General features: G+C 54.0%; 14 protein-coding genes and 10 pseudogenes. 12 read left to right on the top strand and 12 right to left on the bottom strand.

All coding sequences use genetic code 11. From position 1 onward, the window contains the following. Positions 1-58 precede the first annotated feature (58 nt). Positions 59-1,018, bottom strand: a complete 960-nt coding sequence (locus ACP7E4_RS27785) for an AraC family transcriptional regulator (RefSeq protein WP_426119113.1) — start codon at positions 1,016-1,018, stop codon at positions 59-61. 187 nt (positions 1,019-1,205) lie between these two features. On the opposite strand from ACP7E4_RS27785, the pseudogene ACP7E4_RS27780 reads away from it, so the two are divergent. Then, positions 1,206-1,511 (top strand): annotated as a pseudogene (locus ACP7E4_RS27780) (LysR substrate-binding domain-containing protein); the annotation flags it as partial. A gap of 43 nt (positions 1,512-1,554) precedes the next feature. Then, positions 1,555-1,683, top strand: a pseudogene (locus tag ACP7E4_RS27775) (GntR family transcriptional regulator); the annotation flags it as partial. Positions 1,684-2,014: 331 nt separating this feature from the next. On the opposite strand, the gene ACP7E4_RS27770 reads toward ACP7E4_RS27775, so the two are convergent. Then, a complete protein-coding gene (locus ACP7E4_RS27770) occupies positions 2,015-2,425 on the bottom strand; it encodes a winged helix-turn-helix transcriptional regulator (protein ID WP_426119115.1) in 411 nt (136 codons plus the stop codon). A gap of 89 nt (positions 2,426-2,514) precedes the next feature. Here ACP7E4_RS27770 and ACP7E4_RS27765 point away from each other — a divergent pair, with 89 nt between their 5' ends. Next, a complete protein-coding gene (locus tag ACP7E4_RS27765) occupies positions 2,515-3,378 on the top strand; it encodes an SDR family oxidoreductase (protein ID WP_426119117.1) in 864 nt (287 codons plus the stop codon). 136 nt (positions 3,379-3,514) lie between these two features. Here the strand turns inward: ACP7E4_RS27765 and ACP7E4_RS27760 are convergent, their stop codons facing one another. After that, positions 3,515-4,285, bottom strand: coding sequence for an alpha/beta hydrolase (locus tag ACP7E4_RS27760; protein WP_426119118.1), 771 nt, complete (start codon positions 4,283-4,285; stop codon positions 3,515-3,517). Positions 4,286-4,512: 227 nt separating this feature from the next. After that, positions 4,513-5,520: an OprD family outer membrane porin gene (locus ACP7E4_RS27755; protein ID WP_426119120.1), complete on the bottom strand. Its 1,008-nt coding sequence runs from the start codon at positions 5,518-5,520 to the stop codon at positions 4,513-4,515. A gap of 46 nt (positions 5,521-5,566) precedes the next feature. Between ACP7E4_RS27755 and ACP7E4_RS27750 the strand changes: the two are divergent. Beyond that, positions 5,567-6,457 (top strand): annotated as a pseudogene (locus ACP7E4_RS27750) (ArdC family protein); the annotation flags it as partial. Between the two features lie 135 nt (positions 6,458-6,592). Here the strand turns inward: ACP7E4_RS27750 and ACP7E4_RS27745 are convergent. Further along, on the bottom strand, positions 6,593-6,787 hold the full coding sequence (locus tag ACP7E4_RS27745; RefSeq protein WP_020300924.1) for a hypothetical protein: 195 nt from the start codon (positions 6,785-6,787) through the stop codon (positions 6,593-6,595). A gap of 223 nt (positions 6,788-7,010) precedes the next feature. On the opposite strand from ACP7E4_RS27745, the pseudogene mobH reads away from it, so the two are divergent. After that, positions 7,011-8,252, top strand: a pseudogene (gene mobH / locus ACP7E4_RS27740) (MobH family relaxase); the annotation flags it as partial. A 155-nt stretch (positions 8,253-8,407) separates the two neighbouring features. Here the strand turns inward: mobH and ACP7E4_RS27735 are convergent. Continuing rightward, positions 8,408-9,430, bottom strand: coding sequence for a GlxA family transcriptional regulator (locus tag ACP7E4_RS27735; protein ID WP_426119122.1), 1,023 nt, complete (start codon positions 9,428-9,430; stop codon positions 8,408-8,410). 235 nt (positions 9,431-9,665) lie between these two features. Here ACP7E4_RS27735 and ACP7E4_RS27730 point away from each other — a divergent pair, with 235 nt between their 5' ends. Both ACP7E4_RS27730 and ACP7E4_RS27725 read left to right on the top strand, forming a co-directional pair. Then, positions 9,666-10,556: an MBL fold metallo-hydrolase gene (locus ACP7E4_RS27730; protein ID WP_426119123.1), complete on the top strand. Its 891-nt coding sequence runs from the start codon at positions 9,666-9,668 to the stop codon at positions 10,554-10,556. A 166-nt stretch (positions 10,557-10,722) separates the two neighbouring features. Next, entirely contained in the window at positions 10,723-11,268 is a 546-nt protein-coding gene (locus ACP7E4_RS27725; protein ID WP_426119125.1) for a cysteine hydrolase family protein, read from the top strand. Between the two features lie 339 nt (positions 11,269-11,607). Here the strand turns inward: ACP7E4_RS27725 and ACP7E4_RS27720 are convergent. The 4 pseudogenes from ACP7E4_RS27720 to ACP7E4_RS27705 form a co-directional block, all read right to left on the bottom strand. After that, positions 11,608-12,042: pseudogene (locus tag ACP7E4_RS27720) on the bottom strand (methyl-accepting chemotaxis protein); the annotation flags it as partial. 102 nt (positions 12,043-12,144) lie between these two features. Further along, positions 12,145-12,831: pseudogene (locus ACP7E4_RS27715) on the bottom strand (PAS domain-containing protein); the annotation flags it as partial. A gap of 318 nt (positions 12,832-13,149) precedes the next feature. Further along, positions 13,150-13,671: pseudogene (locus tag ACP7E4_RS27710) on the bottom strand (methyl-accepting chemotaxis protein); the annotation flags it as partial. A gap of 609 nt (positions 13,672-14,280) precedes the next feature. Further along, positions 14,281-14,790: pseudogene (locus ACP7E4_RS27705) on the bottom strand (methyl-accepting chemotaxis protein); the annotation flags it as partial. A 371-nt stretch (positions 14,791-15,161) separates the two neighbouring features. Between ACP7E4_RS27705 and ACP7E4_RS27700 the strand changes: the two are divergent. The 3 genes and pseudogenes from ACP7E4_RS27700 to ACP7E4_RS27690 all read left to right on the top strand — a co-directional run. Next, positions 15,162-15,626: a thiol-disulfide oxidoreductase DCC family protein gene (locus tag ACP7E4_RS27700; protein ID WP_426119127.1), complete on the top strand. Its 465-nt coding sequence runs from the start codon at positions 15,162-15,164 to the stop codon at positions 15,624-15,626. A 118-nt stretch (positions 15,627-15,744) separates the two neighbouring features. Continuing rightward, a pseudogene (locus ACP7E4_RS27695) lies at positions 15,745-16,476 on the top strand (cryptochrome/photolyase family protein); the annotation flags it as partial. 488 nt (positions 16,477-16,964) lie between these two features. Further along, a pseudogene (locus ACP7E4_RS27690) lies at positions 16,965-17,204 on the top strand (OprD family outer membrane porin); the annotation flags it as partial. Positions 17,205-17,509: 305 nt separating this feature from the next. Here the strand turns inward: ACP7E4_RS27690 and ACP7E4_RS27685 are convergent. Beyond that, a complete protein-coding gene (locus tag ACP7E4_RS27685; RefSeq protein WP_426119128.1) occupies positions 17,510-18,628 on the bottom strand; it encodes a GNAT family N-acetyltransferase/peptidase C39 family protein in 1,119 nt (372 codons plus the stop codon). A 91-nt stretch (positions 18,629-18,719) separates the two neighbouring features. Here ACP7E4_RS27685 and ACP7E4_RS27680 point away from each other — a divergent pair, with 91 nt between their 5' ends. Together ACP7E4_RS27680 and ACP7E4_RS27675 are read left to right on the top strand one after the other, a co-directional pair. Beyond that, entirely contained in the window at positions 18,720-20,303 is a 1,584-nt protein-coding gene (locus ACP7E4_RS27680; RefSeq protein ID WP_426119129.1) for a RimK family protein, read from the top strand. A 24-nt stretch (positions 20,304-20,327) separates the two neighbouring features. Then, positions 20,328-21,275, top strand: a complete 948-nt coding sequence (locus ACP7E4_RS27675; protein WP_426119131.1) for a magnesium transporter CorA family protein — start codon at positions 20,328-20,330, stop codon at positions 21,273-21,275. 92 nt (positions 21,276-21,367) lie between these two features. Here ACP7E4_RS27675 and ACP7E4_RS27670 read toward each other — a convergent pair whose 3' ends face one another. Continuing rightward, positions 21,368-23,269, bottom strand: coding sequence for a potassium transporter Kup (locus tag ACP7E4_RS27670; protein ID WP_426119132.1), 1,902 nt, complete (start codon positions 23,267-23,269; stop codon positions 21,368-21,370). Positions 23,270-23,653 lie beyond the last annotated feature (384 nt).

Below are 23,653 nucleotides of genomic sequence, written 5' to 3'. Positions count from 1 at the left end.
GATCGTTCCCACGCTCTGCGTGGGAGCGATCAAATAATGGTGGGCGGCGTTTGCGAGGTCAGTGACGGCGTTTGAGGGTGTCCGATGGCAACTCGCCGAACTGTTTGCGGTAGCTGTCGGAGAACCGGCCCAAGTGCAGAAAGCCGTAATCCATGGCCACTTCCGTGACGTTGCGCACGTTGCAGGTCGGGTCGCTCAGGTTGGCGTGGATGCGCTCGAGCTTTTTCTGCCGAATGTAATTTTTCGGCGTGTCCCCCGCGTTGCGTTCGAACAACCCATACAGCGAACGCAGGCTCATCCGCGCCTGGCGCGCCAGTTCTTCACTGTCGATGTCCTGCTTGAGGTTGCACGCGATGTAATCGACCAGCGCCTCGAACGTAGCCGAAGGTGAGCCGGGATCGGTGCGGATGACGTTGGTCTTCATCAGGCCAAGCATCTTGCTGGCAATGATTTGCGCATAGTGCTCCTGCACCCGGGGAATCTGCTCGGTGGCTTCCGCCTCCTGGCAAATCATCGCCAGCAGACCGACGAAACCTTCCAGTTCATTGAGCTGATAACGGTTCTCCAGAAACCGTACGCCCTGCCCCGGATACCGCCAGCGCTGCTCTTCGCACACCGACTCCAGCAACCGCGATGGGACTTTCAGGATAAATTTTTCGCAATCACTGGAATAGGTCAGATCCACCGGATCATCGGGGTTGATTAGCAGTAGCTCGCCAGGCGCAAAGTAATGTTCCTGACCATGGCCACGCCACAGGCAGTTGCCGCGCAGCAGCACTTGCAAGTGATAGATGCTGTCCAGCGCATGGGATAGAACCCGCACGCTGGCGCCGTAACTGATGCGGCATAGGTCGAGACTGGCGAACTTGCGATGATCGAGGCTGGCCAGCGGTCGGCCGGCCCTAGGCATCTGGAGGCGATGATTGCCGACGTGCTGATTGACGTAACCTGACACCGCATAGGGGTCCGCGCGGTCGAAGACTCTGCTGCGATGACTCAACAATTGCGCTTGCATCATCGGATCACTCTCATTGTTGTTATCGGTGGCGCCGCCATTCTAGGGTACTGATCGTGACGTAGAAGTCCACGAGATAAACGGTCGGTTATCTCGTGGCCCGGTTCGGCTGATCGAAGGCATCAGTCCTCGAGCGCGCGAACCCGTTCGGGGCGTTGCTGCTCCTCAGGCTGGGCAGACGACTGCAGCCCCCGGCAACCCGCGGCCCAGCTACGCCGACCACGTGATCGCGTTATTCGAATCCTATGGCGTGCACATCAACGTGGCGCAATGGACCAATGAGCTGCAAACAGCGATCGGTCTGGTGGGTGCGGGAATCGGGGTGACGTTGGTGCCGGCCTCAGTGCAGTTGCTGCACCGCGACGACATTGGCTTCACCCCGGTGCTGGAAGACAACGCCACCTCGCCAATCATCCTCAGCCGACGCGTGGGCGATGTATCACCGGGGTTGAATCATTGTTTGCAGATGATTGGTGAGCTGTTACCAAAAGACTAACGGGCACGCTTTTTAACCCAACCTATGTGCTCATGGACTGACAGTGCCCACGTCTATTCTTCGCGACAGCACCACCTCGCTCTACGAGCAGATTGCCCATCGATTGCTGGAAGAGATCCAGCGCGGCGATTTCGAACCCAGCGGCAAACTGCCCTCCGGGGTCGATGTTGGTAATGGAGCGCACCTCTTATTTTGCCTACGGCCGCTGCTGTGACCACACGACGTTTTTTATCCGGACGGAACGCTATGCCTTCATCCTCAGCAGAGTTTTCAAGTCCAACCCCGCTAGTGTGCATGCGCCTTAGAGTGCACTCGTTAATCCGAGATGATAATGTCAAAAATATTATGCTTTAGTTTCGATTGCAGACTCGGCTAAGGATGCACACAGTAAATCATTAATAGTTATTATCCGCTCGAGCATATTAAGAAGCGAGGATCATTTTTTTCACAAGCAAAAAAAAACAAATTTATCTTATGATTAAATGCTTTAAGAAAGGTGCCTATTAATCTTGGCGCGAGCGACGTTCATTCATGATTTTTTGTAGATTCGCTTCAATCCAATCTGCGAGGACTTCCACATGGCGTGCCACCTCAAGCCCCATAGGGGTAAGACTATACTCCACATGAGGCGGTACTACCGGGTATGATTTACGTATAACAAATCCATCGTGCTCCAAGAATTGAAGTGTTTGTGCAAGCATCTTTTCGCTTACACCTCCAATCTTTCTACGCAAATCGCTAAAGCGGTGCGTGCCTGCAATTAACGCTACCAGTACCAATACTCCCCAACGGCTAGTCACATGTTGAAGGATTATCCTTAAAGGGCAGCCTGCGTCAAACAGCTGCCCCTCGCGTAATTGGTTAGCCACGGTCGTGGGCCGTTCAATAACTTCATAAAGAACAGAATCAGACATACATACTTACCTTCAGGTGCGTACTTACAAAAAGATTGCCAGGCCAATATTCTGCCTGCGCACACATTTTTTGTACAAGGAGCTTCTTCATGATTGCCATCACCGGTGCGACTGGCCAACTCGGCCGATTCGTTGTTGAGAAACTCAAACAGAAAGTACCCGCGTCCGATATCGTCGCCCTCGTTCGCAACCCGACCAAGGCAAGCGAGCTAGGCGTAGCCGCTCGAACCGCAGATTACTCTAAGCCTGAGACCCTTGTTACAGCCCTCACGGGAGTTGACACGCTGCTTTTGATTTCATCAAGCGAAATCGGCAAGCGCGTGGAGCAGCATCGAAACGTCATCAATGCCGCGAAGCAGGCAGGCGTGAAGCGCATCGTTTACACCAGTCTTCTTCATGCAGACACCTCATCATTAAGCCTTGCCGGAGAGCACCGCCAAACGGAAGCAGAGCTCAGAGGCTCGGGCCTTGAGTTCACCCTCATGCGTCACGGATGGTACGCCGAGAATCACACTGGCTTTATCCCAGGAGCGCTTGCTGGCGGCGCTTTTATTGGCAGCGCAGGGGCTGGCAAGATTGCTGCAGCGACGCGCGAAGACTACGCACAAGCCGCTGCAGTAGTGCTCACCAGTGAAGGTCATGAGAACAAAACTTACGAATTGGCTGGCGACACCGCGTGGACACTTTCTGAGCTTGCTGCAGAAGTCTCACGACAAATCGGCAAAGACATTCCGTACAAGAATTTGCCTGAGGCGGACTACGCCAATGCACTAACAGGTTTTGGCCTGCCAGAACCACTGGCGCACGCCGTCGCTGGGTACGATGTCAGCGCATCCGAGGGTGCACTCTTCGATGACAGCCACCAGCTATCGAAGCTGATCGGCAGGACCACCACCTCACTTTCAGCGGCAGTCGCTGCAGCCGTTAAAAGTAGCGGCAGTCAAACCCTGTAATTCGCAACTGAGTTAAAGATCTACAGATAATCGACAGTGGCCCTGACGCTGGCTCCCACCCATGGACCCAGCACATCAAACCAGGGCCGCGAGTTGATCAGAGCAGGCTTGTAATCCATCGTTGGCAGCGCTGACGCTACAGTTTTTTCTCCACAAGCATTGCGATGGAGTCCCAAGCGGCTTCCACTGCTGGCGCTCCGAAAGCCCTCAACCCTGAGTGCACCATGCCTCGCGCGATGTGCAAGTGTGTGTCCACGCCATCAGCAGCCAACACATCGTGATAGGACACTCCGTGATCTCGCAGTGGATCAATTTGCGCCACGGCAACGAACGTCGGCGCGAGCCCACGAAAGTCTTTCGCTTCCAAAGGCATGGCGCATGGGTCCAGTCGGTCTTGCGCATTCGGCAGGAACCCCTCCAGAGACTTCGCCAGACCGGTCACTGTCATCATCGGTGCATTGGCATGTTCTTGCATGGATGGAAGTTGCTGTGCAACCGTCAAAACCGGATAGATCAGTACCTGGGCCAACGGCTGAGGATGCCCATCTCGTCGCAAGGCCAGACACAAACCCGCCGCCAGCGTACCTCCGGCACTGTCACCGATGACCATCAAGCGTTCGGTACTGAGATCAGGATCGAGGAGTCCCTGCCGCAGTCCATGCCAAACGTCCAGGCAATCCTCCAATGGAGCTGGATAGCCATGCTCAGGCGCAAGCCGATAATCGACCGCGACGATGGCCACCCTCAACCGCTGGCCCAAGGCGTATGCAAACCAGTCGTGGGTATCAAGGCTACCCAAATCCCAGCCGCCGCCGTGGATGTAAAGCAGCGTTGGCCAGCCTCCCACGGGGGGGGATGTCGTCGGGTCGGTAGCATCGCAAGCGCAATCCCTGCCATTGGAGATCATCGATCCGCCAGTCGTCAGGCACAGGCGGCGTACACGCTCGACAGGCACGCAAGAACGCTTCGCGCCGAGCGGCCAGGCTGCCATCTGCTGGGCAGAAGCGTTGGCTGGCCTCGACATAGGCTTGCATGGCAGCATCGAGTTGGCAGGTTTGAGTCATGATGCATGCACCTCCATAAAACAAAGCTGCCGCACTGCAAGCCGTGCGGCAACGTGATCAATTGCGGCGACTAAAACAGTGGCAAGGTATAGGCCAGAATCACCCGATTTTCATCCCGGCGCCCGGTTGCATCCCCTTGCAACTGGACATTGCGCCAGCGCAGTGCAAGGTGAATCACATAGGTGATATCCAGGTTGCGCTCCCATTCGCTGGCGTCCTGACCCGCAACCTTGAAATTGTCGCCTTTCACGTAACGAGCAAAAGCCGTCAAGCCGGGCACGCCGAGCGGGGCAAAATCCAGGTCATAGCGCGCTAGCCACGAGCGCTCCTGGGCACGGTCGAAACGTAGAACCTGAACCGCGTTAGCCACTCCCGGCAGGTCGGTGTCGTGAATAAACGGCAGTGCACTGTCACCGGCGTTGTACTGGTAGCCGATGCGGAAAGTCTGCGCACGCAGGTTGGCGCTGAGCATCCCGGACGTCATGCGGCTGTCGAGTTTGCCAGCCTGTTCAGCGCCGGACTCACCGGTGTTGAGGTAATTGAGCGTACCCGACAGGTTCCACTCTCCTGCCTTTTGCGTATGGGTCACGGTGTACAGGTTTTGCTGATAGACATCTTCCAGACGTCCACCCCACGCGCCTGCAGTCCATTGCGGGTTGATGCGCCAGGTACCGCCCAGGTAATTGAAGCGGTCGCTGAACACGCTGTAGTAATTGCCCACCTGAATCTCACGACTGCCCGCGAATTCGCGCTGATTGACGCGGCGCATCTGGCCCAGGCTGATATCAAGATTATCAAACTCGCGAATGTCGAGCATCGCGCCTTCAAAGAATTGCGGCAGCAGTCGTGAATCCCCGGAGGTGACCAGCGGGATTTTCGGAAACAGGCCACCCACCTTCAGTTCACTCTTGGAATACTTCAGTTTGAGCGCGGCGGTGGCCTCGGAAAAATTGTCGACCGAACGCGGGTCGGCATTGCGTGGACCACCAGCGCGGTCGTATGCGCCAGGCAGCAATCCGGTACCACTGCGCGAAGGCGACGAGTCGAGCTTGAGCCCCAGGCCCGCGTAGACATCCACACCGACGCCAACCGTGCCGTCGGTGTAACCCGAGCCGCCCTTGAAGATGAAACCCTGGTCCTCAAGTGGCTCCGCTCACATCGGTCAGCAACCCTACCCCGTCAACGCCATCACGCGACGTCCTTATTCGGGCATCAATTTACCGCTGCTCTGGGCCGAGGCCAGGTTGCAGGGGTTCACTCAAGATCGTTGGCTGACTTTCAATCAAGCCAAAAGAGCTGGCGGACACATTCGTAAGGGTGAGCACAGCACTCTGGCGGTGCTCTACAAGCCGATGGAGCGCGAGGAACAAGCAGAGTCAGGCCAACCCGTACTCGATGAAAGCGGTCAACCCAAGGTCGCTCACTTCGGCATTCTCAGGACGCATTTTCTGTTCAACATCGAGCAAACGGAGGGGCTCGAAATGCTCAATGACACCTTGCTCGAGACGGAACAGAGTGATCCCTTCCAGCCCAACAGCGCCGCGGAAAATCTGCTGTTAAGTTCAGGTGCACGCATCGTTCATCGGCCTGCCGACGAAGCCTTTTACCACCCGATCAGGGATCTCATCCAATTGCCGACAAAAGCACAATTTCACGATGAAGGCGGGTACTACGCCACTGCACTTCATGAGCTGACGCACTGGACCGGGCATCACGCTCGGTTGCATCGCGAAGGCGTGACCTCTGCCTGTCCGTTCGGCTCGCCAGGCTAGGCGTTTGAGGAGTTGATCGCAGAGATGGGCGCTGCTTTTTTATGTGCCTACGCCGGTATACAGGGGGAGCTGCGGCACGAGGGCTACATCGACTCCTGGCTCGGCCTGCTCAAAGCTGACAAACGCGCGATCTTTCGTGCCAGTGGCCAGGCCCGAAGCGCCTCGGAGTATGTACTCAACCTGGAGCAGCAATTGAAGCAAGCGGTCTTGGATGACTCACTATGCATGAACGATGAAGCTTGATCGTTACCTCACCGCTGGAAACGCTTCATAGGGCCCAACGCGAGTTGGGCCCTTTTTTCTGCGCTCAGAAAAATCCCCATGCCGCGGGACGCTGACGCTAAGAATATGAGATATGCACACACCCGCAGCGTGCCGTTACGTATCCAAATTCTGCGCCAGAAAATCCACCAACTCGAGCGGACTTCGACTGTCGATGACCTTGTAGATCAGATCGCGTTTACTGCGCGGTAACTTCTTCACCACGCTCTTCGCCGAGGCCCTGACGGCTTCGTCGGTCCCATGGATGCGTGCCGCGAGTAGCAGCACGAGCGTGGCGTCGGTGAGGTTCATGGCAAGACCCAAAAAATATGCACTGCAGTGTACCGACTCTTTTCTTTTTCGTACCAGCCCCCTAACAAAACGATGTCTAGCAGTATCAATATCCCGATTGCCGCACAAAGGGACACGAGCCAAAAGGACGGGTAAGGGTTGGAAGGGAATGGGGATTCAAAGGTAAGAGCGCTATCCGAAAAGGCTAAAAGGCCAATGACCCAGTCACTTCCCGGAGGTCACGATGCTCAATCTGTTTCGCCACAAAAGGCAGAAGCCCCCTCCGCCGCCGACCGTGAGCGTCGCCGAAGGTTACCTGCCCATCGAGTCGGCCCACAATTTGTTAGCAGCAGAGCACCGCCGCCAGTTGCTCGATCGCATCTGGCAGTACACCGCCCTCTCCCACGCGCAATTCACCCAGCTCTACTTAAATCCGATCCATCGCTACGCCGAACAAGTCCAGCAACTCCCGGCCAGCGAGACGCACCACCATGCTTATCTCGGCGGCATGCTCGACCATGGACTGGAACTGGTCGCTTGCAGTTTGAAACTGCGTCAGTCGTATCTGCTTCCTACTGGCGCCGCCCCCGAAGGCCAGGCCGCCCAGACCGATGCCTGGTCCGCCGGCATCGCCTATGGTGCGTTGCTGCATGACATCGGCAAGATCGCCGTGGACCTGCTGGTCGAGCGCCAAGATGGCCGCCTTTGGCATCCTTGGCAGGGTTCCCTGGATCAGCCCTACCGTTTTCGCTATGTCAAAGGTCGCGACTATCACCTGCACGGTGCCGCTGCAGGTTTGCTCTACACCCAGATTCTCGACCGCCCGATCCTCGATTGGCTCAGTGGCTTTCCGTCACTGTGGGCCAGCCTGCTGTATGTCCTGGCCGGTCAGTACGAACGTGCCGGCGTGCTCGGTGAGTTGGTGATTCAGGCTGACCGCGTCTCCACCGCGCAGAACATCGGCGGCAACCCTAGCAAGGCACTGCAGGCCCCTATTCATTCACTGCAACATCATATGATCAGTGGACTGCGGCACCTGGTCCAGCACGAACTGAAACTCAATCAGCCGGGCGCCGCGGCTTGGTTGACTCAAGATGCACTCTGGCTGGTCAGCAAGACGGTCACGGACAAGCTGCGAGCCTATCTGCTGTCGCAATCGATTGAGGGCATTCCCTCATCCAACATCGCGGTGTTCGACGAACTGCAATCGCATGGGCTGGTCGAGTCCACACTAGAAGGCAAAGCCATCTGGACTGCATTAGTCGCCCAGGGAAACTGGCAGCAGAGCTCTACCTTTCTGCGCCTTCAACCAGCGTTAATCTGGGGGAACGAAGACCGCCCCGAGACTTTCAGCGGAACGGTGAGCGTGGCAGTCGATGACCACCCGACTGACGCTCCGACATCACCAGCAGCGCACGAGACTGTAAATACGGGATCGCGTCAAAGCTCTTCGCTGGCAGATAACAGTGCGATAGAAGAAGCTGACTGACTTGGCCGGACGGTTACCGCATTTCTAGAGGGTTCCACATTAATACTCCCGCAAGTCGTTTGGGAAAGGTTATGGATGATTTTGCAAAATCATCAAAACAAACACTGACATTTCTTCATCGGAATTTAGGCTTTCAGCTGTCTCGTCGAACATTAAGCCTTGGAGCTAGTAGGCGGCTTGGCAGGATGGTCACTGCTGCTCGCCTTCCGGCCCGGTTTCATTTCGCGAAAAAACGTTCGCCGATATTCAGAAGGCGACGTGCCAAGATGAACGCCGAATTGTTGCCTCAACGATAAAGGTGTTCCAAACCCTGCCTCACCGGCAACACATTCAATAGGCAAGTCAGTCGTCTCCAGAAGTTCTTGTGCTCTGACAACGCGCTCAGCGTTCAACCATTTTGAGACGGTATTGCCAGTGGCCTCCCTAAATTTTCGCGTAAACGTGCGCCTACTCATTTTCGCCATGTCCGCCAGGATGTCGAGCGACAGATCACTGGCCAGGTTCATCCGGGCCCACGCAAGCACATCAGATAAATGAGTCTCGCTAGATAGTTGCGGCACAGGATGTTCTACGTATTGAGCCTGGCCTCCTTGCCTATGCGGCGGCGTCACCAGCATCTTCGCGGTGCGATTCGCCACATCAGCACCGAGGCGCTGGCGTATCAGATGCAGGCAACAATCGATTGCCGCCACGGTTCCCGCAGAGGTCATGATATTCCCATCACTAACATAGAGCACCTCCGGCCTGAAGCGAACCTCAGGGAAACGTCGCGCAAACTCCTCTCGGACTGCCCAGTGAGTGGTTGCTTCCTTCCCATCAAGTAACCCGGCATCTCCGAGCACGAATGCTCCCAGACATAACCCGACGATCAGCTTTTCTTGGGCATTAGCGAGCTGTAAGACTTTCACAAGCTGTGCAGATGCAGCGACCGATTGGTCGCCCCACGCCGGAATGACAATTACGTCGGATGCCTCCATCAGTTCCAAGCCATGAGTTACCTCTAAGCCGATGCCTTGGTCGCTATTCACCATTCCAGGCGTCTCCGCGCAGTAGCTGACCTCGTATTGAGTTTCACCAGGTGCGGATTGAGCCGCCCCCAGAACCACTCCGGGCACAGAAAGATGGAACAGACTGACGCCGTCAAAAGCTAGAACAGCAACACGTATGGATTGCATCAGGCAGCCTCGGATTGGCCATGAACTTGCTATCGAACGCACAAAGGTATTATGAGCGACCTTCTACGGTGATGTATTGCAGATGGATGGAAGGAGTACATCAACCCCTTCTCGGATTTCCGGACGACACTGGTCGTGTGGCCCGATTATATCGCAATATGTCATTCAGGCCACTGTTAGGCTTCAAAGCATTCGGCAAGAATGGTGTCCTCGATATATCAATTGGATTAATTTCGTGAACTTTATAACTCTTCCCCTTGCCCTCAGCATTGCTTGCGCTGCGGCCACTACACCAGCATTTGCTGCCTCAAACGCCCCCAAGGCACCGGACGCATCCCATAAAGTGGACTTGCAGCAAGTTCGTAACGCAACGGTGAAAATCTCCTACGGCGGTACGACCTTCCTGATCGACCCGATGCTGGCCAAGAAGGGAACTTACCCAGGATTTGAAAATACCTACCGAAGCAACCTCCGCAATCCTCTGGTTGATCTGACCGAGTCGCCCACTGAAGTGATCTCTGGTGTCGACGCAGTAATCGTCACTCATACACATCTTGACCACTGGGACGATGCCGCACAAAAAGCGCTGCCTAAAGACATCCCTTTGTTCACTCAGCATGAAGAAGATGCGCGGCTGATTCGCTCCCAAGGTTTCAAGAGTGTACGCGTATTGACTGACGAGGCTGAATTCGGCGGCGTCAAAATCACCAAGACTGGTGGTCAGCATGGCACCGACGAAATGTTCGCCGTGCCAGCCCTCGCGAAACCTCTGGGCGAAGCTATGGGCGTCGCTTTTCAAGCGCCAGGCTACAAGACCCTCTACCTGGCCGGTGACACTATCTGGCGTAAAGAGGTCGACCAGACCATCGACAAATATCACCCCGAGGTCATCGTCCTTAATGCTGGGAAAGCAAAAATGACGGGGTATAAGGGGGCGATCATCATGGGTGAGGAGGATGTCCTGCGCGCTACACAGGCCGCGAAAAACGCGAAAATCGTCGCCGTGCACATGGACGCAGTCAACCATATGTCCCTGACCCGCGCAGAATTGCGCACATACGTCAAAAAGCAGGGTATTGAGAGTCGCGTAGACATACCGGAAGACGGCGCTTCGTTGGAGTTTTGATTTAAAGCACCGGGAGCCGCTGTTGAAGGCGGCTCGTGATCCCCCATAAGCAACTGGGTGCTAACGAAGAGAAGTAGCTTATTCAACGGCCCAGTTTTACGCAGCCTGTGAGAGGCAGATCAGCCTTCACGGAAAAATCAAATTAGTGACTAAATTGGAGATCGTTATGAAACGAGGCCTTGTAGTAGTTGATCTGCAAAACGAATACCTGCCGACTGGCAAATTGCCTTTGTCTGGGATCGAAGCAGCTGTGGCGAATGCTAGCCGAGTGATTAGCCACGCACGAGCTACAGGCATTCCAGTTTTTCACATACGGCATGAATCCGATAATGAGGGAGCCACGATATTTATCAAGGGATCTAGCGGAGCGGAAATACAACCCGCTGTAGCTCCTGTTGGTCTAGAACCCGTGACCGTTAAAAAGCACATCAACGCCTTCAGAGACACTGATATCAAGAAGCAGCTGGATGCTTTCGATGTCCAGGATATCGTGGTGGTAGGTGCGATGAGCCACATGTGCATCGACGCTGTAGTGCGTGCTGCGGCGGACATGGGTTATCCGGTTACTGTGCTGCATGATGCCTGCGCCACCCTGGATCTCTCATTTCGCGGCGTGAACGTGCCTGCCGCTCAAGCGCATGCGGCGATGATGGCAGCATTTGAGTTCGGCTACGCCACCGTTAAATCTGTGGACGAGTACCTCTCGGCTTGAACGCATAACGGTTCAGTTTTTCGGAGCCCGTGCGGGCTCCTTCTAGCAGGCGTGCATGTACCGCTCACGTGAAGTCCTCTAATCCTAGGCAGCTGTCAGTTGTTTTTAAACAACTCAGTTGGATAGACCGGAGAGGTCGTTGAGGTTAATGACGGCGGCGCTGCGTTTACTTAGGCGTGTAGGCGCAAATGCAGAATCACGGAAGAGAATAGTCGGCGTGTTCTGGAGATGACAACTCATCGCAGGCCCGGCAAGCTGCCTCAGCATCGAGACATCCTGTGCGCTCGTCGCTAACCTAGCGAAGGTAACGATCACGCAGAGAGTGCCAAGTGTGAAAACCTAAGCCACCTGAGTCGCAAACCTGCCCACCGCATCGACTACCCTCTTGGCGCCATCCTGAATCTCAACAATTACCTGACCTGCCTGCGTAGCAAGTTCAAGGCCTTGCTCTGCTTGAGACTTGCTGTTTGCCATCGCAGCTACGGTCTCATCCACCAGCTTCTGGTTCTGCAAGACAACCGACGCAATTTCTTCAGTAGCAGTGCTGGTGCGCCCAGCCAATTGTCGAACCTCATCAGCCACCACCGCAAAGCCTCGACCCTGCTCGCCTGCACGGGCAGCTTCAATCGCAGCATTCAATGCCAACAGGTTGGTTTGCTGGGCAATACTACTGATCGTCTGAATAATCGAGCTGATAAGCAGTGACTGCTTCCCGAGCGCTTCGACCCCGCCAGAGGCAGCCTGCATATCTACAGCGACTTTACGCATGGTGTGCATAGTATCGTTGACTACGACTGCTCCCCGCTGAGCAGTAACGTCGGTCTGCTGGGAGATTTCAAATGCAGTTTGGGCTGCCTCACTGACTTCTTGTTCACGGGCAACCTGGTCGGTGACAACCGTCGCAAACTTAACTACCTTGCAGAGCGCTCCCTCGGTGTCATAAACCGGGTTGTACGTCGCTTCCAGCCATACCGTCTGCCCCCGACTGTCAATACGTTCGAATCGGCCAGCAACAAACTCGCCCTTGTTCAAGGTTGACCAAAAATCTTTGTATCTCTGGGACGAAGCTTCCTCTGGCTTGCAGAAAATACGGTGGTGACTTCCTTTAGCCCGGCCCAGGTTGTAGCCCATGGCTTTTAAAAACTGGTCATTCGCCATGAGTACATGCCCGGAGAGATCGAACTCGATGACCGCCGTCGAACGAAGTAATGCGTCGATGAAGGAGGCGTTTTCCGATGCTTTTTCTACTCGGGAGGTAATATTCGTCGCATAGCAGGTGATATGACTCAAACTGCCAGTCGCATCCGTTATGGGCTGCCAATGTGCATGGAGCCACACTAATGAGCCGTCAGCATGCAGGTACCTGTATTCGTCAGAGATGGACTTACCTGCGGCTACTGCTGCTCGAAAGTTGTGAAAGCAAGGAAGCTTGGATACGTACTGCGGAACAACATCGGCCATGGCACGACCTATGAGCCGATCCTGACTGTAGCCCAAAGCCTGTGCAAAATTTTCGTTGCATGCGGTGATTTTAAAAGCCGAATCAATGTGTAAGGTCAGCATTTCACTGTTCAGGCCATCACGCATTTGGCGCAGCTCCGACAGCTCAGCTGCCTGAGATTGAAGCTGGTTCTTGATTTTGGTGTTGAACATGGAAACCGCCTCTTGGGTCATAACAAGTCTATCGGCATGACCTGCTGCATATTGAGGTCGTCCGACGGGCAGAAAGCGATGTAACGTGTGGTCTTATTGCGAGGTGGATGAGCCACCGTAACCTGAGCAGCACCCCATGGTTCAGGTTTAAAAGTTCAATTTATAAATTCTCGATATCAGCACACCTTCACGCGCCAACGAAGTTCTTCTGATCCCAACCTGAATACCCTAAGCCGCGCTGAAGAACGCTACTTTCTCTGTAAGGCGATCCGCCAACTGCGCGAGTTCCATACTCGCCTTTGCCACTTGCCGCGAGCCATTGGCCGATTGCACCGTGGATCCGTGAATACGGTTGATGTTTTGAGCCACATCATCGGCCACGCTGTTCTGCTGCGCGGAGGCACTGGCGATCTGGGCGTTCATATCGCTGATCGCGCCCACCTGCTCGCTGATCTTGGCTAACGCACTCTGCGCCCTGCGAGTTTGCGCCACGGTTTGGCTCACCAGTTCGCAACTATCGCGCATGGTTTGCGAGGCGGATTCAGTACCTACTTGTAGCGTGCTGATCATCTCCCGTATTTCCTCGGTTGACTGCTGGGTACGGTTGGCCAGAGAACGTACTTCATCAGCTACCACCGCAAACCCGCGCCCATGCTCTCCAGCTCTCGCTGCCTCGATGGCAGCATTCAAGGCAAGCAAATTGGTTTGCGAGGCGATTGAATTGATTACGTCGATCACTGACTCGATATTTTCACTGTGCTTGGATACTTGATTCACCGTACCCGTGGTTTGCTCCAGAGCTACCGCCAGCTGTTCAATGGCAAGGGTGGTGCTTGCAACCAATCGATTGCCGCTTTCCACTTCGATATCCGCCAACCGGGATGCATCAGCTGCTTGCGCGGCATACCCGGATACTTCATTAACAGTCGCCGCCATTTGCGTGATGGCTGTGGCCACCTGCTCGGCTTCGCGGGTCTGTAGGCTGATCTGGTCATTGTTTGCCGATGAGGTGGCAGACAATTGGGTAGACGAGTGGTTGACCTCTTGGGCTGCTTTGCGCACTTGCTGAATAGTCTCTGCCAAGTGGCCAAGCGCGTTTTTCAACACGCCCATCACACTGCCTGGGTAATCTGTGGAAATAGCCTGATTCAGATCACCAGCAGCCAGGCGCTCGATGGCTAAGGCAACCTCAGTGGGCTCCGCGCCCAACGTGGACTTAACGAAGCGAATAATCACAGCCGACAAAAGAATGCTCAGCAGCAGGGCAATGCCGGTCGCGATCAGCATCAGCGTACTGAACTGGCTTGCGGTTGCCTGAACTGCGCCAAGCTTCGCCTTGATTGACGCCTCCTCGTAGTCGATCAGCGCATTCACGCGTTTCAACCACTCACTGTAATCCAGAGAAGTCTGACGCATCAGCAATGCCTGGGCTCCCGGAATGTCGCCAGCTCGGCGCATGGAGATTACCGCTTGGGTAGATTTTAGGGTTTGTTGTTCGATGTCCTTGATAGCAGCCAGTAGTCGAACCTCTTCGCCTGTCACGCTTGAGCCCTTGAACAGCTGATCCATAGGGGCCGCCGAATCGGAGTAGGCCTTTTCCAGGGTTGTAACCTCCGCCAAGTGTTTTTCCAGATCTAGGTCATTCGCCACCAGCACCGCATCTCGGATCGCAATGGCGCGGTTATGCACACTGCCACGGAAATTGATGGCATAGCGCTGCACTTTTGCCGCGTTTTCACTAACGTCGCCCAAGGTGGAATCGATAAACGCAACGCGCTGAATGCCGATGGCGGTTATCACTACAAGTAGCGCTAAGATCGCTGCGAAGCTAAGCCCTATGCGTGTGGCCAACGAAAGCGGTTTCTTCATGACTATCTCGAAAAATATGCCCTGTACGGGACTGGATTGACGCGAATGGCGCTATTAGCCAAGCACGCTGCGTTGACGATACTTCGAGGCTAAATGGCCCCTCTAGTCAGTAATACGCACTGCATTGACAGCTCAGTGCTTTCAAGCAAGGACGGACGTGCCTGTTTACCTACTCAAGGGCTAGCCGGTTTCCATCTGATTTATGGATGACTAGGGCGGTCGGAGCTAATGAGAATACTTGCCGAAAGCCAGCCTCAGAATCGCCAAGAAGGCATCCCCAAAAAAACTAATTTCATAGCGAAAGGTTGCGCCCGTTGTCAGCGTGCTTTTTTGAGAATATCTTGTAAATAACTTATACAAGGTATTTGGATTTGTACAAGAAAAAACAGTGGCCACTGACGCTCTATTTTGACGGTGAGTGCCCACTCTGCGCTCGCGAGATCAAGATCCTAAGGGCACGAGCCACACCGAATCGCCTTCTATTTGTTGACATCAGTGATGATGCGTTCGACGCTAAATCTCTGGGATTCACTTTTGAGCATATGGAGTCATCACTGCACGCCAGGTTCGACGATGGAGCGTGGGTCACAGGCCTGGACGCTACGCTCTGGAGCTGGCGAGCAGCGGGTCTCGGTATCTGGGCCACACCGTTATCATGGCGGTTAACCAGGCCGCTACTTAACATTGGCTATCGCCTTTTTTGCCGCTGGCGCCCGCATTTAGCTTGGCTGCCCCATCCTGATGGAAGCGCTCGCTGTCGCGACGGCAACTGTGAAGTTTCAGAACGTAAACCCGCCCCAGGCAGCAGGACGTCGCAGGTGAGAAGCAAGAACTAGGATGCCAATCCTGTCGTTCTCAGAGGGGTAATTTCAGCCACGCAATGGGCCAGGGAAATTATCGCGCGCCTCGCTGGAAATTGATTCTTGGGAACTCAAATTACGCTGGATCTTATCGATGAAGAGATCCCACCGGCTACGCCTGATCTTGGGTGATCAGCTGTCATTCGATCTCACCTCACTGCAGTGTTTGAATACCAAAAGCGATACGGCGCTCCTAGTCGAGGTGATGGAGGAAGCTAGCCATGTCCCCCACCATCCGCAAAAAAACACCCTAACCTTCAGCGCCATGCGGCATTTCGCTGAGGAGCTGCAGAAGCAGGGAATCCGAGTGGAGTACTTGACGCTTGATCATCCGAAAAATAGTGGATCGGTGCCGAGCGAGTTGCGGCGTTGGCAGGCACTACTGCAGCCAGGAAATACACATCACTGAGTGCGGCGACTGGCACCTAGAACGATCCCTAAAAGTGTGGTTTAGCGATTGAGCGGTATTCCGATAGTTGCTTTCTCTGCACGCGCACCGAGTTCTTTAACTGAGCACTAGGCAAAAAGCAGCTGAGCAGGCAGTTCTTTTACAGAGAGACGTGGCGCAAGAGTGGATTATTGTTGAATGGAGACTGCAGTCGGGTCGGAGGCGCCTGGAACTTTGATGTGGAAAACCGCAAAGCATTGCCCAAGGGCGTTAGGCCCCTTTCGCCAGATCGTTTCACGCCAGATGCAATCACTCAGGATGTGCATGCATTGCTGGCCAAACACCTCTCGAGCCACTATCGCCCTCGACACGTTCGACTACCTATACGCTGGTGCTGGGAACAAACGTGAGCAAGCTTTCTGCAGCTCTTTTATGGACTAATTTCCCTTGCGATAGTATCGCCTGCACCTTGACCCAACTCCCTCCAAACGGTAGGAATCAGCTTGGCCGTATATTTAACGTAAAGATTATTGCCAACGTGTAAAGAGATTGTAGAAGTCATTGAGTTTCCATCTGGATGCCTTACTCTTCTTGCTCACATATTGCAGGAGAGCATCCGCATGAGCAATTCAGATTTGGGAACCATGATTATAATAATGATCGGGTTATTCGGCTTTGCTTCGTTCATTTTCGAATACTTGACTGCCAGGGAATCTAAGAAAAACAAAACACGTTAACAATCAGCAGTACTGAGTTCACGCCTAGTCTATGCTACTGTGGGATCGTACTGAACGCGGCTACTTAGGCCAGCTCTCCTCGTGCCAGCTAGCTCGAAGATTTTACCGCCAATGAGGCAATGGGTGTTCGTTATGATCTAAATATGGAACCGTTTGGTATCTCCGGGCTGAGCTCACGCACGGTATTTCAACGATATGGATATCTACGGAACTCACACTGCAAGTAACAGTGCCTACATAGGTCTCTACCGTGCTAATGGAAAGTATCATGATACTAATACAGTTGCGAAATATGTAATCCTGCCTGGCGCCGCCAAAAACTTGTATTTGCGAGTTCGCCAAGCGTTTCACACTGCAAACACCAGCCAAGGCGAAGACGACCTCAGCAAGCTTCGCCTGATCGTTGACTACATGATTTCGATCATATGAATGCATCCCAACCAGGCCGATCACAACCCTCGTCGGCCTCAAGGCGGCATTGACCCAATGCCTACGATTGGTGTCAAAGCAATTCAACCACCTTATGCCCCCGCGTTACGTTTAGCCAATTACTACTTAGCCATCCGTCCCCTGTTTGTAACTTCGGCGCTGCAGCCCCACCTGAGGCTCTCTACAGTACTAAACGCTGAACCCAGCGAACACCCACGTAATAAAGAACGCATTAGGGTAAAACCGTCGTTAGGTAGCGATTGAACGGCTAAAATATTTGGGTTGCTTAACCTTAGCTGCCAAAATCACTTACCGTTTGGAGCGTCAATATCTAGCTTAAAAAGCACCAACGCTGCCCTGATCTTGTCTTTGCCAAAGACGCTCATCCGTTCGAACTCCTGGTGCGTTAGCGGCACGTGCTGGCAGTCCAGTCGCTGGCGATACCGGCTGTGGTCAAGGTCAGGATCATGGAGGTAAACGAAGTCTTCATCGCATCCGGTCACCACTACCCAATGGGGTGCCTTGGATCGCGTTAGTCGGTAGCTGCTTATTAAAACGATAGGAACGCCGCCGGCACCGAAAATCTGAAGCAGATCCAGGCGACCAGACCTGGATTGCTGCACTCCGCTGGCTTGCAGCTCACTACAGAATGCATCATGAACAAGCCGCATCACGGACTTCTTGTCCTCACGGCGCACTCCATCCAAAAACAGAGGGCCTGGTCGGCTTACGTGCAAGCGCACATCAAAGCCCCGCCTCCAGGCCGCCAATGCCAATCCATGCGGGCTGCAGCCACCATGGCCGGAAGTCATAAAAATGGTCGTCGCTTCGCGCCACAACTGAATCTCTTCTTCCCGCGAAAAGGCTCGTTCAGGGTCGAGAGCCCTCATGCTCATAAGCAGTGACGCGGCGCCGCAGGTGAATTCTGTAGTTTGCGAATAATACGGAACGGCGATGACACTACCAGCAACTGGCATGACCACGCGCTTCTCGTAGCGCAGTGCCCGAGCGTGGTCTTCGTAGTAATCGTCCACTTCTGCAAATAGACGGTAGCCCGCTCGCTCATACAAACGAACCGCCAATGGATTGTCGGGGCGTACCTCAAGGCGCAGGTGCGCGCACTCATGTTCGATAGCCAACTGCTCTGAACGCTGAAGCAATGCTAATCCCAGGCCCATGCCCCTGGCACGGGTTGCAATCGCCAATGAATACAATCTCGCCAGTGATGTTCCTCGATGGAATAGAACCAGCGAGTAACCGGCCAATCCTGTTTCATCTTCAGCAATGAGTAACTTTCCATGGGCGCGCTGAATCATCCAAAGGAAGTTGCGCCGAGATAATCGATCCTGTTCGAAACACTGATTTTCCAACAGTTGAAGAGCATCAATATCTTCCGCGACCGCAAAGCGATAGTTAAATATCATAGTTCTACCGTAAAGTAATCGTAACGACGAGGGACAGCTCAGCTCAAATGTGTTTTAAAGGCCTACCTGCACTCCAAAGGCTCCCTTCATCATGGTTTCGGTGTATTCAAACGTAATGGAAGTTTTGCAAAAGGTCGAGTTTAATTTACAGCCTGTTAAAAGTGGGTCTGCGGCGACATCCCCCTCAAGCAAGTTATTAGTTATCGTTGAACGCCGAGATGACTGGCTCGGTTACCTACCCAGTGAAAGTATCGTAACGGCGCAGGAATACCTGGAGGATAAGCGCTACAAAAACGTTGGAGGACAGGTTCAAATCATCAATCTATGTCGAAGCTATAAGTATCTTGGACACGGCTACTATTGCTCGTTGTTGGCCGAGGCGCGTGGGCACAAAGTCATACCCTCCGTCAGAACCATCAGCGAACTGACCAAGCGGGCACTGTACGGACTGGTATTAGATGACCTGGATAAGGTGTTGGATAAAGCAATATCCAATCACCCCTATGGTGAGACGGAAGGGTTCACACTCAGTTTCCACTTTGGCAAGACTGATTTGATACCCCTGCAGAACCTGGCCCAGCAGCTATTTGATACGTTTCCAACGCCGATTTTGCAGGTCGAATTCGTCAAAAACCAACGTTGGCATATTGCCGGAATCAAAATAGGTGCGTTGCATAAGCTTCGTGAGGAGCAGCAATACGATTTCGCCAACGCGCTGGATACGTTCAACCGACGCATATGGCGGCAGCCCAGTTCGTTGCGTCAGTCTCGCTATGATCTGGCGATTTTGCACGACCCCGCAGAAGCGTTGGCTCCCTCAAATCCCTTGGCGCTTCAGCGGTTCGTTGAGGCGGGCCGGCGATTGGGGGTGGGTATTGAGCTGATTGAGAAGAAGGATTACGCGCGGTTGGCCGAATATGACGCGCTGTTCATTCGAGAAACCACGAGCGTCGATAACCATACTTATCGTTTCGCTAAGAAAGCTGAGAACGAAGGTTTGGTGGTCATGGATGATTCGGCGTCCATTCTGCGCTGTACCAACAAGGTGTTTCTCACTGACCTTCTCAACAAGCACAACCTTGGAATGCCGGCCACTGAAATCCTTTACCGCGACCGCATCCAGGATTTGGAACAGACTGGTGAACGCTTGGGTTTTCCCGTCGTGTTGAAAATCCCTGACGGTTGTTTCTCCAAGGGCGTCATCAAGGTGGAAACACAAGCCGACCTCACTAAAGCGGCAGCTGAATTATTCGAGCGGTCAGTGTTGTTGCTGGCCCAGGAATACCTCTACACAGAATTTGATTGGCGCATCGGTGTGCTCAACAGACAGCCGCTCTACGCATGCCGCTACTACATGTCCAAAGGGCATTGGCAAATCTACAACCACAAGGCTCAAAGCAATGACGTCAACGGCCTGTGTGAGACGGTGCCCATCGAAGAGGTGCCCGCCGACGTGGTGAAACTCGCGGTCGATGCTGCCAGCCTGATTGGCGACGGATTATACGGTGTAGACCTCAAGCAGACCGATGACCGCCTTGTGGTCATTGAGGTAAACGACAACCCAAACCTGGACGCAGGGATTGAGGATGCTTGCATCCAGGAGGGGTTGTACGACCGAATATTGGAGGAGTTCATCCGGCGCCTGGAGCTCAAGCATCAAGGCCATGGCGTATAAGTCTTCAGCAGTAGAGACGATGTAATGATCGAGCGCTATAGCCTAATCGACGGCAAATTGAACGAGACGACGGCCGAGGAAGCACCTCTGCTGCTCTGTACTAACCCGACCCACGCAGAGCGCGCTTATTTGCATGGGCAATTTCACATCGATGCACATATGCTGGACTCTGCTTTAGACCCCGACGAAGTCTCGCGAATCGAATTCCATGACGGTCAGCTGTTCCTCATCTGGAAGCGTCCTGAAAGCTACTCGGGCGCCGCGACCATGTCATTTGAGGTTTCCTCATTCGGTCTTCTATTCTCCGTTGATAGCTTGGTCGTTATTTCGGCAGGAAATTCATTGCTTAGCCCCGCTGGCACCCATCGGCCCTTGAACAACCCGCTGGACATACTCATCGACCTGCTATTCCACAGCGTGCATCACTACCTGGGCCACCTGCGGGTTATCAAGCTTATCGCTCGGGAACTGCATAAGAAATTTGATACGTCTCTTGATAATCAGCACCTGCTGCAAATGTTCAATCTGAGCGAAAGCCTGATCTACTACATCAACGCGATTCAAAGTAACGGAGCCGTGCTTGACCGCCTGCATAACCACGCCCAGAGAAATGCATTCCCGGCTCAGGTCATCGCTTTGCTGGACGACCTGATGATCGAGAATAATCAGTGCTACAAGCAGGCGAAAATCTATTCCACCGTATTCGCTTCTCTGATGGATGCCCGAGGCAATATGGCGAACAACAATATGAATGCCACCCTTCGAAACCTTACGGTGGTCAACGTGGTGTTCTTGCCTTTGAATCTCATTGCGAGCATCGGCGGCATGTCCGAGTTCAGCATGATGACGTCGAGGTTTCCGTGGTGGGTCACGTTCCCGACGTTGATATCAGGGATGCTGTTGTTGAGTCTGTTCATGGCGTGGCGGCTCAGGAAATCGCTTTTCAGGAGCGGCGCGTTATTATCCCGCTAACCAACTTTAAAAGCTCTGAAGGCGGAGTCGCCAACAGCGAACTGGCGAGCGCCCCCCCCTGCTGCGCTACGTTGCCCGAAAAGCGGCCTTATTTACATTTCCACTTGGGTACCTAGCTCGATCACGCGGTTAACCGGCAAATTGAAGTACCTGAGGCTCCCGTTTGCGTTCTTCAGCATGAACGAAAAAAGGCGTTCTCTCCAAAGTGCCATACCGATCTGTTTGGTAGGGATGATGGTTTCTCGGCTGAGGAAATACGTTGTACGCATCGGAGCGAACTCCAATCCATCAAATCGGCAGGTGAGCAGCGCGCGCGGCACGTCTGGCTCTTCAATGAAGCCGAAATTTAGGCTTACCCTATAAAAGCCTTCGCCGCAGCTCTCTACCTCTACACGTTCAGTCTGCGGCACCCGTGGCCTCTCGTCCGAGATCACAGTCAATAGTACAACTTGCTCATGCAATACCTGGTTGTGCAGCAAGTTGTGCAGAAGCGCATGCGGTACTGCACCTGATTTTGCCGTCAGGAAAACGGCGGTTCCTTGCACTCGATGCGGCGGGCCAGCTGCAATACTCGCAACAAATACCGGAAGGGGAAGATAAGTCTCATCCAATCGCTCCATCAAAATTTCTCGGCCACGCTTCCAGGTTGTCATCAGGACAAAGAGTGCAATACCCGCGATGACCGGGAACGCTCCGCCTTGGAAAATCTTCGGCACGTTGGCTGCGAAATAAAGGCCATCGACGATTACAAATCCGAGAAGCATAGGAACGGCAAACCATCTCGGCGCCTTCCAAAGGAGCAAGGCTACAGCCGACGCCAAGAAGGTCGTGATCAACATGGTGCCAGTCACAGCAACCCCATAAGCTGCCGCCAACGCACCTGATGACTCAAAGCCGATAACCAGGAGCACCACCCCTACCATCAAGGCCCAGTTCACGACCCCGATGTAGATCTGCCCTTGCTCTTGGCTGGAGGTGTGTTGAATGAACATTCGCGGCACGTAGCCCAATTGAATGGCCTGATGGGTCAACGAAAACGCGCCCGAAATCACCGCCTGAGAGGCGATGACAGTTGCCAGCGTCGATAGCCCGACCATCGGCAGCAGTGCCCACTCAGGTGCCAACAGATAAAAGGGATTACGCACGGCGTCCGGTGTACCAAGTATCAGCGCACCTTGGCCAAAGTAGTTCAACACCAAGCCTGGCAGCACCAGTAAGAACCATGCCCTAGCAATCGGTTTGCGGCCGAAATGGCCCATGTCGGCATAGAGAGCTTCTGCACCTGTCAAAGCGAGCACCACCGCACCCAAAATTGTGATGCCAATGCCGGGATGACTGATGAAAAAATTGAAAGCCCACAATGGGTTCAGTGCCTGCAGTACTTCTGGACGCTGGGCGATGCCGTAAACGCCTAGACAGCCCAGGACGACAAACCAAAGAACCATGACGGGGCCAAACAACGCACCGATCTTCGCAGTGCCGTGCTTTTGAATCACGAACAACGCGACCAGAACAATCGTGGCCAATGGCACGACCCACGCGCTGATGCCTTCGAACGCCAAATCTAGGCCCTCGACCGCAGAGAGTACCGAGATTGCAGGGGTGATCATGCTGTCGCCGTAGAAAAGAGCGGCGCCAAAGATCCCCAGCATAACCAAGATTGTCTGCAGTTGCGGATGACCGACGGTCGCTCGGCGTGCCAGCACTGTCAGGGCCATTATACCGCCTTCACCCTGATGATTTGCCCGCAGGATGAACAGCACATATTTGACCGTGACAACCCAGATCAATGACCAAAAGATGAGTGACAAAACGCCATAGACCCCAGCTTCTGTGGGTAGAACCCCGTAGTGGCCGCCGAAAATCTCCTTCATCGTATACAGGGGGCTGGTGCCAATATCTCCATACACGACGCCGATGGCAGCAATCAGCAATCCGCTTGCTGTGCTTTTTTTTACGGTACTTTCCGCGGTAATGGTCGACGATTGAGTCAAGGACGGTTCTCACTGCATTGGGGGCGGTTCTCTGTCGTAGGACGCATCTCTACACTCTATCCAGAGGCCATACACGAATCCTTCGACACGCGCGTAGTGTTTAATCAGCGGAGTTTTAGCCACTGCTGTTTTGGGCGCTAGGCTATTCGAGCCATCGAGACTCGTAAGATTCGTCCTAGCGAAACCCGTAAATTCTAGATAGATCGAGAGGAAGGAATATAAAGAAAACGTAAAAAATCTCTAGGTAGCAGCCGGAACTCGTAAGGGGCGCGGTAGGGACGGCAGTTATCTGCCGCCCCCCGCACAGATCCGTACGTGCGGAACTACCGCATACGGCTCCTGCCTTGGGTACGTGACGCGAAGCGATCCTCCGGGTATGGGTGT

Origin of the sequence: Pseudomonas sp. DSP3-2-3, assembly GCF_049898225.1 — a bacterium.
Classification (GTDB): domain Bacteria; phylum Pseudomonadota; class Gammaproteobacteria; order Pseudomonadales; family Pseudomonadaceae; genus Aquipseudomonas.
This window is presented reverse-complemented; position numbering and strand designations above follow the sequence as displayed.